Here is a 12,978-nt window from a genome sequence, read left to right as displayed (position 1 = left end):
GATTCAACTGACTCGGCGAAAGCCATTCAGTTGATCACATTCCCTTACTGCGGCGGCTCGCTGGGCATCGAGATACAGCGCTAGGTCTGTTATGAGAATGCCCCGTGCGCTTTTCTGGCTAGGCTCCATTCGGATAATTGGTATCTTAATTTGGCCCGCCAGTACCTTGCGTTGGAAGATATCTGTGGTCAGGTGTGTGAAATAGTCTTTGCACACGTGATCAAGTGGGATGATGGCTTGACCGTTGTATTGAGCCATTAGATGAAGGCTGTATTCATGCTGAGGCCCTCTGAGCATAAATTTCTGAGAGGGGACTCGGTACCGGAAGAAAAATATGGGTACTGGAACTTAAATGAAAAACTCTGATGGTCGATGGGACTACTATGCGGTTTACATATTGGCCTTTTTTACTGTCGCATTGGTGATGGGGTTTCTCGCTATGATCGGAGCAAAGCCCCTTGAAGCTTGGTTTCAAGGGGTAGCTACAGTGGCTGCGATGTTGGTTGGTATCGCTACCCTTGGTGTTCAAAGAAAGCACACGCTTCAAGCTGAGAAAGAAAAAGATCAAATTCAGCGCCAGGATGCAAGAAATGCCGTGATAGCGCTTAAAGATCATCAGATGAGACTGTTCAACCGGGTTACAGACTTGCGTGTGATCACTCCTCCCCGTCGCGTACTCACCAAAGCCCCTGCCTCTGAAGATCCCCACCTTTTCAACGAGCTTCAATCTAGCGCGGTGATGTTGAGAGATCTTCCCCTCACTTCCATGCACATTGAGATGATTCATTACGTCATCGGCCTTAGGGAAAACTCTGTTGTCGGAGCTGCATGGGAGAAGATCCTCGAGGAAGACTTCACCCGTATGTCTGCCGTTAAGCGCGAAGCTAAAGCCTTTCTTGCTGAACTTGAGAAATGGGATGAGGAAATTAACTGTCTTTAGATATTCATATTCTGATTTCCTGTGCGGCTTGTATCCATCGGCAAGCTGCGCGGGCGAGCGACTCTAAGCAATTAGCGTGGCATTGGTTGTGGCTGCCCTAGGTTATAAGTATCTCGGTAGTAGTGCGGAAAGAGGCCGTTATGCCTGCTGCTGCGTAGCAGAGGCTGTTTAATTCTAGCGTGTCGACGCACACTTTTTCGCAGAGCAAAGCGGTCGTGGATTGGGTGTTGTGCTGGCTAGAAAGGAAATCTATTGCAGTCGAATGTTCGGAACTCGTCTAATTTAACTAGCGCCTGTCAAAGAGGCAATTGCGACATACATGATTCGCGCCTCGGAAAAGCTCAGAGCACAAAACTCTCTTTGCCAAAAAGTCCGCGTGAGCATCGGCACCGGTATGTTCAATCCAGACGATGGCAAATATGCAAACGGCGTTGTGATATATATGCCTTACTCGACGGACGACGTGCGCCTGCTCACCAAGGCAGCGGTAGACGCCATGGATCATGTCTATCTTCTAGGATTTCAGTACAGCAAAGCTGAGGTGCTGCTGATGAGCCTGTGTCAGCTAGCGAATACACTGCAGACCTGTTTGCAACCTACCGAAGACTTATTCCAAAAAGTAATGGTAGTACTCGATCAGATCAGTAATAGGTGAGGGAGGAGAATGCTTCCAGCTGCGAGGGTCCCGAATAGCCCCTTTGGAGTATGCGACGGCATATGATGTCAGAGTTACACGACTCCATTGGATCAGTTGTGGTCTGTGAGGTGCAAATGATCCCGCGCCTGTTTTTGGCAAATTTCACCTTTTTGGATCTGGCTGCTTGCCGCCAATTTTCGCTATCCCGAACATCGCAGATACATGATGAATGCGGATTGCCCCAGCCCCGAGTCACTTTCGGCGCGTCAGCGTTTGACGTTACGCCTTCCCGCTTCCCACGTTCCTCCATACCGCGATCAAGAATGAGCGTGTCTCGGATTCCCGTAAAATGATCCAAATGATGCCATTTAGCTATACTAGTGAACGGAAAATTGGTAGGTTTCTGTAAAACACTTATTAGGTTTTTGTCCTAGATCGTTTCAGCAAACGGACACTAGACTTTTGAACAGCTATAGAAAGCAAAGGTAAATTGGAAAACTGAATTTTCCACAACGTGGCGATATGAGTAACACATCAACGTAGGAAAAATGGACAAATTCGAGTGAAATCATGAAGGATTCGGTACCGTTCCAAACAAGAGCCCGGACTATTGATCACCTAGGACGCGAACAAATCGCGGACGTTCCAACAGCAGTGAGCGAGCTTTGGAAAAACGCATACGATGCTTATGCTAAAGAGGTGTCTCTCCATATCCACGATGGTGAAATACCCATGGCAGTCATCATGGACGATGGCCATGGAATGACTCGAAAGCAATTTCTAGATAAATGGTTAGTAGTCGGCACAGACTCAAAAGCGGGCAACGACACTGTACCTTTAGAATTGCGCCAAGGCCTTGAGGAGCGCCCAAAACAAGGGCAAAAGGGGATTGGGCGACTATCTGTCGCAGCTCTAGGTGCTACGGCCCTTATTATCTCTAAGCAACTTAATCAATCCTTTGTGGCAAGCCTTATTGATTGGCGACTTTTCGAAAATCCTTATCTTTTACTACACGATGTCAGATTGCCCGTAATTGAGTTTGAAAATATTAGTGCTCTGAACGATCTCATTCCGGATATGCAGAAGACACTAATCGAGAATATAACTGGTTCCGATCCTGAAGAAGAGCGTACCAAGCGTCTTGTTTCCGCATGGAAAGAGTTTGACGAGCTCGTTAGAGAAAGAGATCTTGTTACTGTACTTCCATCTGAGCAGATAATTAATACTGCTGAGTTGCGTATTGATTCGTCAGTCTATCTAGAAGAATGGGGGGTTTGGGGTGGGAGTAAAGATTCAGGAACTGCGATAATTATATCTGATCTTAATTCGGCGCTTTCTGCATGGATTTCAGATGCTGCTACAAACTCACAGGATGAGGGAGATTCTGTAAAAGCTTCATTGATTCGTACACTTTCGGGTTTCTCTGATCCCTATAATCAGAAAAATGATATGTTGGATTATCGTGTTGTTGTACATAGGAAGGAAGGGGGCGCAACAATAATTGAGCGCGAGGAAGGCTATGGTATCGACTACTTGCAAAGTTTAGATCATAGTCTAATAGGGGAAGTAGACGATTACGGTATATTCCGCGGTCGAGTTATGGTGTTTGGTAAGGATATTGGCAACGTAGAGATAGCACCTTCTCATCCTGTACCAACCTCATATAAGGATAAAGTTGGGTCTTTTGCTTTTTGTATTGGTGCATACGAGCCTATAGCGCGGTCTAGCTCTTTAGAGGCAGAGGTTCACTCGAAGGTACATGCACGTGCTGAGAGCCATTCAGGCCTGAACGTCTACCGCGACGGACTAAGGGTAATGCCATACGGAAGGCCAGAAAGCGATTTCTTCAAGATTGAAGAGCGTCGTCAATTTCACGCAGGGCGTGAGTTCTGGGCTAGCCGCAGAGTCTTCGGCCGAATAGCCATAACAAGATTGAAAAATCCTAATCTCCGGGATAAAGCTGGCAGAGAGGGTTTGATTGATAACGCTGCCAGCCGCGCAATACAAACACTCATTGTTGACCTTCTGAAGGTTACTGCCCGACGATATTTTGGCTCGGATGCGCCTGTACGAAAAGACTTATTACCTGGAGTTGAAGCGGAAAACGACGCTGCAGCTGCAAAAGCTAAGCTTGCTAGAAGTGGTCAGCTTGCAGGTTTTAGACAAATTGTAAAAAGCAAACTTCCGCAGTTGAGTTTCGCCATGCAGAATCTCATAGAGCTGAGGAAAGACTTAGAAGAGGTTTTTGAGCGTGAAGATAGCGACGCACTTTGGAAGCTATCCACGCGGATTGAGGATTTGCAAGAAATTAGGTCTGAGCTTAGATTGCCACCTAAACCTAAAAGCTTAGGAAAGTTTGAAGACAGATATAGAGAGTATAGGGATCAATACTCAGATTTGATTTTGGTCATTGAAGAAGTTAAAAATGCTTGGGCTGTCGAAGCGGAAAGGCTTGACGCTAAGCCAGCAATCGAAGTAGTAAAGTCTAGACTGGCGAGTAATCAAAGCTCCTTGAGTGATCAGCTCGGCCGATGGAAAAAAAGTATTGTCGATCTGCTTAATTCGGAGCAAGCAAGGATTACAGAACAGATTCAGGGTAATCAAAAAGAGTTTTATAAAAAAGTAGCTCCATTGTTATTTGATGTTGAAGAGAAGAGAACACCACTTGTCACGGCTCTGGCAGAGATGGACGACGTTCGAGATGAGTTGTCAACTAGATTTTCAGATGTGTATGAGCCTTATCATAGAAGCTTGAAGCACTTGTCGAGTGGAATAGACTTAGATAGCGCCTTCGCTTATGCCGGAGCGAGAAGTGAAACATTGGAAAATCGATTGGAGCAGATTCAGAGTCTCGCACAGGTTGGTATAAGTGTAGAGATTCTAAGTCATGAGCTCCATGCATTGGATCGAAGACTGCAATCCAGTTTAGATAGATTTCCCGATGAGTTTAAGAGTACGAAAGAGTTTGCTGAGGCAAACTGGGCGCGAAAAGAGCTGGTAGAAAGGTTAAGGTTTTTGTCTCAGATGCAAATCTCTGGTAGCGATATTCGTCAGAGAATAACGGGTGAAGAAATAGAACAGTATCTAAGGCTGTTTTTTAAGTCAGTGCTTGAAGAAAAGAAAATTCATTTCAAGGTGTCTGACGCATTTAAGCGAGCAGCTTTTTATGAGTTTCCTTCCAGGATGTTTCCAGTGTTTATCAACTTGATAAACAACTCGATTTATTGGCTTCCGAATGATATTGACAGGCTAATTCAGCTGGATGTCGAGGATAGCTCAATAATAGTGAGTGATAATGGGCCTGGCATCGATCAAGATGACGTGGAGAATTTATTCGAGCTCTTCTTTACAAGAAGAATTCGTGGGCGAGGGGTGGGTCTCTATCTATGTAAGCAGACTCTTGCCGCTGGTGGGCATACCATACAATACGTAGAACAGACTTCGCAGAAAAAATTATCGGGTGCCAACTTTTTAATTAAATTGCGGAATGGATTCGATGCATAATTTACCACCAGAGTTACTTAAAGAAGCTTTTATTGATCCGATTCGATTTGCGCTGGTTCTTGATGACGAATTTCCGACCTATTCTCAGATGTCGAGGCAAGAGTCTGCTTCGCATCTTGATTATACAAAGGCTGGCAGCCTGTTTAGTTTTTGCAGGAGTAAGGGCTGGCTCTGTGACATAGACAATGCGGTGATATTCGCAGAGGAGTTCGAGCGCGATAAGCATCTGAACCAATCTGACTTGCTAATTTTAGACTTTCACTTGGAGACTGATAAGCCTAATAATCCAAGGAAAGCTCTAGGTGTATTGCAGTCGCTAGCATCATCTAATCACTTCAATCTGGTGATACTTTATACAGCAGCGAACCCTGCGGATGTGGCGCGTGATATCGCTTTCAGTCTTGGCGCAGGTTGCATATTAGATGAAGAAGAGAAGCGGGCGGTCGTTGATTTTCTTGAAGAACTTGAAGATCAAGATTTGCGAGAGCTCAAGGACTTATGCAATGTCGATATCGTACAGAATTTCCTTCAGTCAAAAATGCCTAATGGAAGTGCTGCTGCCTTAAGGAAGGTGCTTTCTAATAAGGATGTACGAGGTCCATTTGCGAATAATGTAATTAACTATTTTTGCGAAGAGTATTTGCTGGAAGTTGTGCCGGAAGATGTCCATGACTCTAGAAATTTTGGCAGCAAAGTAGAGGCGTGTTTTAGTGCGGATAGTCCAATGTGGGTGGCGAAGGGGAATCTCTTTACTGTTGTGGTAAATAAGCAGGAGCCCGTTGAAGTATTGGTTGATCGTTTGCAGGAGGCCTTGAACTCATGGAGTCCGTCCCCATTACGGGTACTAATGGTTCATGCAAGAGCTGCATTGGAAAAGGTAGGGACAAATGCAGATATAAAAGTTCTGGATACTCCGCGCCGTCAAGCTGGTTGGTTACTTCGCATCCTGTCTGCCACGTCGATTGAGGATCGTAAGCGACACACTCAAGATCTTTACGGCCGTCTATTTGAGAGGCTGATTAAGCATGTAGATAACAGTGCTTTCGAGTTTGGCACTAGATTATTTCCTCAATCTGATCGGCCCGCAGTGGACATCGCTTCGGAAATGGCGGTGGCAACTGGGATTTCCAAGGAATGGATTTATCACGCTTTGAATGAGCATTTATGCTCAGACAGCTACTCTGAAGGAGCTATAACTACAGGTGTGGTTTTTAAATCAGTTAAAGATGGCCTGACCAACTATTGGTTGTGCGCCACACCCGCGTGCGATTTAGTCCCTGGACAAAACACTGGAGGATGGGACGGGGAATTAGCTCCATTTAGGCCTATCACCGCGGTGCGATTGATTTCGGTGACTAGTTCCATGCGTAAGCGTTTAGAAGACGCGACGCAGGGTCGATATATCTTTGTTTTTCTTAATGAAACACCGTTGGTGCTTCAAGTTACGGACGAAGATACAAGGAAGATGAAGCTGGAAACTATATTTTTGCGAGAAAATGGAAATATTCATAATTCCAAGTTTTCCGGGTTTTGTATAGGGAAGGGGGATGGTGGTATTCCAACTATGTTAGAAAGAAACTTTGAGTCGATAGCACTTTTGCGCTCTGACTATGCTAACAAATTCCTTGCTGAGTCTGGCTATCAGAGGGCGCGGATTGGCGTGGATTTTGTGGATTATCCTAAAGAGTAATATTGCTGTGCGCAGGTGTGCTGGAATAACAGCTCACCTGCGTAAAGCTAGTCGAAACACTGAATGATATTGTTCAGTATTGCTTCCGCGAGCAGTACTGGAACAGCGTTTCCAATTTGCTCGCCACCAGCTATTAGGCCACCTTCAAAGAAAAAATCCTCAGGGAAAGTTTGTAGCCTGGCCGCTTGTCTTAACGTGATTCCATGATTTTCAATAGGGTGAACAAAACGCCCTTTGGAAGGATTGATACACGCAGTGGTCATGGTAGGACCTGGCTTTGAAGGGTCAATTCGGCCGTATACATCGCTGTGCCCAGAATAGCCCTCATGGCATTTCAATACTCTACCAGAATCCGAACGGCTTCCTCCGTTAATAGGCGTTCTCTTAAATAGCTCAATTAACTGTTCAGAATGATTCATGTTAATGTTGTTGGGGTCATTCTCGCTGGCGGAATAGAATACCTCCCCAGCGTTTTTCCATAAAGGCCTACCATTTCGGCTCTCTTCGGAAAGCGACGGCGAAACATGTGTAGCTTGTGGAGGCCAAACAATGTTTATTGGACGCGATTTGTCTACTCCCAGTATAAAAACTCTACGTCTATTTTGTGGTACACCAAAGTCACAGGCGTTCAAAATTACCGGAGGATACAGTTCGTATTCCGCGCTCTCACCCATGTCGTAAAACTTTTTAAGATAGGTAGAGTGTCGTGGCCATAAGAGGCCTGGTACATTCTCTACAAGAAAAACGCGCGGGCGAATTTTCTTTACATAATCAAAGTATCTACAAAGCAACATGTTTCTCGGGTCATCAACACCGCTGTCTTTTATTCGGTGGCTTGAAAATCCTTGGCAGGGAGGGCCACCAATTATAATGTCGCACTCTCCCTCTGTTAACTCCCAGCTAGCCAAAGCTGCCGAAGGGTCAATAGGTAATATGTCTCCATTTATTATGGGTACTGATTTACCATTAAATCGTTTAATATTTTTAGAGTAAGTCAGTGCGGCTTTCTTATTTATTTCTAACGCGCCAACTATATCGACCCCAGCTCGAATTGCTCCTAGCGAGAAGCCTCCCGCTCCCGAAAAGAGGTCAATTCCTTTAACCTTTGGCCGGGGCGATGAAAAGTTGTCGGCACATGGAGACTGTTTTTGCATCTCATGTGTTTCGTGGGAGGCATGCCCTGAGCGAGCGGGTAGGTCCTGCATTTCAATCCTAGAGCTTCAAAATTGCACCATTTTAGAGATATGCCACAAACCTGCAATCGATTCGACTCTCGTCTCGGTAACCTCTAGGTTCAGCGCTACAAAATCCATTTCTCACAATTGACGCGGCTGGACATTTCCTTGAGTACCGAGGTGGACAGGTCGATCCATGTCCTGGGTTGAATAAGGTCGAATACAGCGATTCGACACGGATCTAGGACGCCCCCTTTGCATTCAGTTTGGCTAGGCCTTGCTTGATGTGTCCAGCGTTCTAGCCAATAGCCCACAACGCCCCTCACGTTGGCTCCCACTCCACTACAAACCTTGCTTCTCAGTATGAAGTTCCAGCTCCATCAAGCCTGCCTCAAGGGCAAGCTGATTCTGGTACCTCCTTTTCAAACGAAAAAAACGTGTTTGTTTAAATGAACTCTGTTCCTGCAGTCCCAAGCCTACACTACCTTGCGCATTCCCCTACACCTAAGCCAGAATCCCCCGGCTTGTGCGTCTAGCCCGCAGGTTCTATCGTCCCCACGTCACTGAAAACCAGTGATCGGGTTTGGTAGCCCGCTTCGTGTCTAGATGCATCGCATCACCAATTTCAGTCGCTTTCCCAGGACTTGGATTTCATGGTGGTCATGCGTGGGGCCCATTCGTGGGCGCCGGGTTCTAGTGCGACCGGTCTACCAACCCGCGTATGGCCGCCACCCATCGTTTGGTAGCGTGGGTGATGGCTTCTTTTAGTAATCGCGCTAGAGGTTCCATCTATGTTCAAAGTCACGCCCAACCCACCAGAAACCGATCCCGCATCCCCCTACGAATCCCTCAACCCCAAAAAACTCCACGAAGCCGCCGAACGCGCGCTCGATCACTACCTCCTTCCCGCCGGCCACATCATGGCCAGCGTCAACGAGCCCGAGCGCATGTACCTCGCCAACCCAAAGTACGACTCGGAATCCCTATTGGCCAATGCCAGTGAAACGCTGAGTTCCGCCTCGGAAATGCTCAACAACTTCGCCGCAGTGCTCGACCCCTCGCACCGCAAAACCGCGCTGGGCATTGCGCAGGTGGTGATGTTGGGTGAATTGGCGGTGAATCAGGCGTTGGATAACGTTGAGGTGAAGGCGTAAAGCCTGTCCCGCCATGGGCAGATGAAATGCTCGTTCACTGATAACAAAAAAGCCGTCACTTCCAGGTGACGGCTTTCGCTTGCAGCTCTATCCAAACTGCCCCGCCGACTCAACCGCAGATTTCGGCTTCCTCAACCGCGTCAACTGATAAGCAATCCCCAACCAGACAAACCACCCCGGCATCACCATCAGCGCAATCCGCGTATCAGGCCGCAACGCCAGCAACCCCAGCACAAACCCCAAAAACGCCAACGAGAACCACGCCATCGGCACGCCGCCGGGCATCTTGTAAGCCGACTTCGCATGCAGATCCGGACGTTTTTTCCGGTAGGCGATGTAAGACGCGAGGATGGTCGACCAGGTGAAGATCACCAGAATCGCCGACACGGTGGAGACGATGGTGAACGCGGTCATGACTTCCGGCACGATGAACAGCACCAGCACGCCGACCAGCATCAACAACGTGGTGAACGCCAGGCTCAGTAGGGGCACGCTGTTGCTCGACAGTCGGCGGAATAGGCCGGGGGCGTTGTCTTGATTGGCCAGGCCGAACAGCATGCGGCTCGATGAGAACACGCCGCTGTTGGCCGAGGAGGCCGCCGAGGTCAGGACCACGAAGTTGACGATGCCGGCCGCTGCGGGAAATCCGGCGACGAGGAACAGTTCGACAAACGGGCTCTTGACTGGAGAAACCTGTTGCCACGAGGTCACGGCAATAATGCAGGTCAGTGCCAGGACGTAGAACAGAATGATCCGCAGCGGAATCGAGTTGATCGCTTTGGGCAGGGTTTTCTCCGGCGAGCGGGTTTCGGCGGCGGCGGTGCCGATCAGTTCGGTGCCGGCGAAGGAGAAGATCGCCATTTGAAATCCGGCGAAGAAGCCGAACAAGCCGTTGGGGAACGCTGCCTGTTTGTCCACCAGGTGACTCAGGGATGCGGTGACACCGCTGGGCGAGACGAAGGAGCTGGCGATCAGTACGGTGCTGACGCCGATCAGGGTCACGACGGCAATGATCTTGATGATCGCGAACCAGAATTCCACTTCACCGAACAGCCTGACGGTCAGTACGTTTAGCGCGAACAGGGTCGCCAGCATGCCGACGGCGGGTATCCACGCCGGGACGTCGGGGAACCAGTACTGGAAGAATCCGCCGACCACGACGGCGTCGCCGATCACCGCGACGCTCCAGCTCAGCCAGTACGACCAGCCGAGGAAGAATGCCGCGCGCGGGCCGAGGTAGGCGCCGGCGAAGTCGGCGAAGGTTTTGAAGTTGAGGTTGGACAGGAGCATTTCGCCCATGGCGCGCATGACGAAAAACACGAACAGACCGATGATCATGTAGATGAGGATGATCGACGTCCCGGAGAGCGCGATGATCTTTCCGGAGCCCATGAACAGGCCGGTGCCGATGGCGCCGCCCATGGCCATTAACTGGATGTGACGATTGCTGAGCGTGCGCTGCAGCGCGGGCTGTTCAGGCAGCCCGGAAGGGGTCGATTTCATTGCAAAACCTCTTGATTTTATGTTTTTGAGTTTTGGCAGAAAGTAGGTGTCGAGCGTTCTTGTTAGAGGTGCAGCGGCTAATCACAAGGTGAATCGCCCCCTGTGGTGGGGGCGGCGATTGCGATCAACTGACGGTGCGCAGACGCGAGGCTTTGGCCGGTTGCGGATCGAGCAGTTGGAAGAGGTTTTTGATATTGGCCGGCGTCGGCACCAGGTGGATGCGCTGGCCGATTTGCTGTGCCTGCGCCAGGTCCTTCAGGTAGCGCAGTGAGGAAAAGTCTTCCAGAGCAAAACCCACCGAATCGAACACCGTTACCTGCGTGTCGTTTTCGCGTCCGGCCACTTCGCCCTGCACAATGCGGAAAAACTCGATCACCGGGGAGTCGGCTTCCAGTTGCTGAATGTCGCCCTCGATGCGCGTTTGCGGCTCGAACTCGACGATGACCCGAGCGTTGCGCAGGATGTCGGCGTGCAGTTCGGTTTTACCCGGGCAGTCACCGCCGACCGCGTTGATGTGCATGCCGGGCTCGATCATCTCGGGCGTCAGAATGGTTGCGTAGGCTTTGTCGGCGGTGACCGTGGTGACGATGTCCGCGCCCTTGACCGCGTCCTTCACCGAGCTGGCCAGAATCACGTCGATGTCCGGGAACGCCGCGAGGTTGTGCTTCAACTTGAGAGACGCGTCGCGATCGATATCAAAGATGCGGATTTCGTTGATGCCCAACATTTCATGAAAGGCCAGCGCCTGGAATTCACTCTGCGCACCGTTGCCGATCAGGGCCATCGAGGTCGCACCCGGGCGAGCCAGCGATTGCGCGACCAGCGCCGAGGTTGCTGCGGTGCGCACGGCGGTGGTCAAGGTCAGTTCGCTGAGCAGGGTCGGATAGCCACTCTGCACATCGGCCAGCAGACCGAAAGCCATGACCGTGAGCAAATTCTGCTGACCGTTGTTCGGGTGGCCGTTGACGTATTTGAACGAGTACTGCTGGCCGTCGTCGGTGGGCATCAACTCGATCACGCCGTCTGCCGAGTGGTTGGCCGTGCGCGGCGATTTATCAAACTGCGCCCAGCGTGCGTAGTCCGCTTCGATGTAGCCGGCCATTTCGCGAAGGGCGCGGCGGATACCGACTTGGGTGAACAGGCGTGCAGCATCATCGACATCAATAAAAAGCGTCATGTTCTTGTTCTCCGATCCAGTCATTGAAAGGTTGTAGAGCGGCGGGTGGCTTAGCTGCGTTTGCTCTCGAAACCGTGCAGCACGTTGACGGCATTGATGCCGATTTCATCGACCATGTAGCCGCCCTCCATGACGAACAGGGTCGGGCAGCCGACGCTGGCGATCAGTTCGCCGATGCCAATGAAGTCATCGCTTTCCAGCAGGAAATGGCTGATGGGATCGTCCTTGAACGTGTCGACACCGAGGGAAATCACCAGCACTTCAGGCGCGAACTGCTGGAGCTTTTTGCAGGCGTGGAGCAGGGCGTTACGGTAGCTCTCCCAGGTGGTGTTTTTCGGCAGGGGATAGTTGAGGTTGTAACCCTCGCCGACACCCGCGCCGACTTCGTGGCTGTAGCCCGAGAAGTACGGATAGGACACCGCCGGTTCACCGTGCAACGAGACGAACAGGACGTCGCTGCGCTGGTAAAAAATGTTCTGCGTGCCGTTGCCGTGATGGAAGTCGACGTCGAGCACCGCGACACGTTTGGCGCCTTGGGTGATGGCTTGTTGCGCGGCAATGGCGGCGTTGTTGAGGTAGCAATAACCGCCCATGTATTCGCGCGCGGCGTGATGGCCGGGCGGGCGGCACAGGGCGAAGGCGCTGTCGTGGCCTTCATCGATCAGGGCCAGGCCGGTGAGGGCGATGTCGGCGCTGGTTTTTACCGCTTGCCAGGTCGTCGCGGTGATGGGCGAACCGGCGTCCATGGCATAGAAGCCGAGCTTGCCGTCGATGAACGTTGGCACTTGATCGCCGGCCAGATCGCGCACTGGCCACACCAGTGGCAAGGCGTCGTGGGTGCGACCGGTTGCGCACCATTCGCTCCAGGCAGTTTCGAGAAAACTGACGTAGCGCTCGCTGTGCGCGTTGACGTAACACGAGCGATCAAACGCGCGCGGTTCAACGATCCGCCCGAGGCCGACCTGTTTCACGCGGTTATGCACGGTGTCGGCCCGACTCGGTTGTTCGAACGACGGTTTGAGCACGCCGTCTTTCAATTCGGTGCCGTGGTGCAAACGGTGGGAATCACTGAAAACTGTAAACATTCTGCGCATCCGTTATTGTTAGCCAGTGCAAATATTCTGTTCCGGCTGGGCTGCGCTTTCTTTGCTTTGTGTTCGTGGTTTGGTGGATTAATCGGGCGTTTTTACTCAGGACT

At 50.4% G+C, this 12,978-nt stretch carries 8 protein-coding genes and 2 pseudogenes; 5 read left to right on the top strand and 5 right to left on the bottom strand.

Annotated elements, in window-relative coordinates; all coding sequences use genetic code 11:
* Positions 1-3: 3 nt before the first annotated feature.
* A pseudogene (locus ACWR1S_RS16180) lies at positions 4-278 on the bottom strand (pyocin activator PrtN family protein).
* 74 nt (positions 279-352) lie between these two features.
* On the opposite strand from ACWR1S_RS16180, the gene ACWR1S_RS16175 reads away from it, so the two are divergent.
* The 4 genes and pseudogenes from ACWR1S_RS16175 (at position 353) to ACWR1S_RS16160 (ending at position 6,771) form a co-directional block, all read left to right on the top strand.
* Positions 353-940 carry a hypothetical protein gene (locus ACWR1S_RS16175; protein ID WP_454564208.1) on the top strand — a complete coding sequence of 196 codons (588 nt, stop codon included), beginning with the start codon at positions 353-355 and terminating at the stop codon, positions 938-940.
* A 238-nt stretch (positions 941-1,178) separates the two neighbouring features.
* Positions 1,179-1,715: pseudogene (locus ACWR1S_RS16170) on the top strand (DinB/UmuC family translesion DNA polymerase); the annotation flags it as partial.
* A gap of 432 nt (positions 1,716-2,147) precedes the next feature.
* Positions 2,148-5,081, top strand: coding sequence for an ATP-binding protein (locus tag ACWR1S_RS16165; RefSeq protein ID WP_454564207.1), 2,934 nt, complete (start codon positions 2,148-2,150; stop codon positions 5,079-5,081).
* A complete protein-coding gene (locus ACWR1S_RS16160) occupies positions 5,074-6,771 on the top strand; it encodes a response regulator receiver domain (RefSeq protein ID WP_454564206.1) in 1,698 nt (565 codons plus the stop codon). The genes ACWR1S_RS16165 and ACWR1S_RS16160 overlap by 8 nt, the downstream gene beginning before the upstream one ends.
* Positions 6,772-6,818: 47 nt before the next feature.
* Here ACWR1S_RS16160 and ACWR1S_RS16155 read toward each other — a convergent pair whose 3' ends face one another.
* The gene (locus tag ACWR1S_RS16155) at positions 6,819-7,925 is read right to left on the bottom strand and encodes a DNA cytosine methyltransferase (RefSeq protein WP_454564205.1); all 1,107 of its coding nucleotides are present in this window, start codon (positions 7,923-7,925) and stop codon (positions 6,819-6,821) included.
* An 812-nt stretch (positions 7,926-8,737) separates the two neighbouring features.
* Here ACWR1S_RS16155 and ACWR1S_RS16150 point away from each other — a divergent pair.
* The gene (locus tag ACWR1S_RS16150; protein WP_186615807.1) at positions 8,738-9,100 is read left to right on the top strand and encodes a DUF6124 family protein; all 363 of its coding nucleotides are present in this window, start codon (positions 8,738-8,740) and stop codon (positions 9,098-9,100) included.
* Between the two features lie 87 nt (positions 9,101-9,187).
* Here ACWR1S_RS16150 and ACWR1S_RS16145 read toward each other — a convergent pair whose 3' ends face one another.
* From ACWR1S_RS16145 to ACWR1S_RS16135, 3 genes are all read right to left on the bottom strand, one after another.
* Positions 9,188-10,603 (bottom strand): amino acid permease, encoded by a 1,416-nt coding sequence (locus ACWR1S_RS16145; RefSeq protein ID WP_186624051.1) that lies wholly within the window; start codon positions 10,601-10,603, stop codon positions 9,188-9,190.
* A gap of 124 nt (positions 10,604-10,727) precedes the next feature.
* A complete protein-coding gene (locus ACWR1S_RS16140; RefSeq protein ID WP_454564204.1) occupies positions 10,728-11,780 on the bottom strand; it encodes an ornithine cyclodeaminase in 1,053 nt (350 codons plus the stop codon).
* A gap of 50 nt (positions 11,781-11,830) precedes the next feature.
* Complete coding sequence (locus ACWR1S_RS16135; RefSeq protein ID WP_454564203.1) at positions 11,831-12,865, bottom strand: histone deacetylase family protein; 1,035 nt, start codon at positions 12,863-12,865, stop codon at positions 11,831-11,833.
* Positions 12,866-12,978: the final 113 nt, after the last annotated feature.

Source organism: Pseudomonas sp. AIG (genome assembly GCF_977020205.1).
Note: the sequence above shows the minus strand (reverse complement) of the source record. Positions and strands in the feature narration are given on the sequence as shown.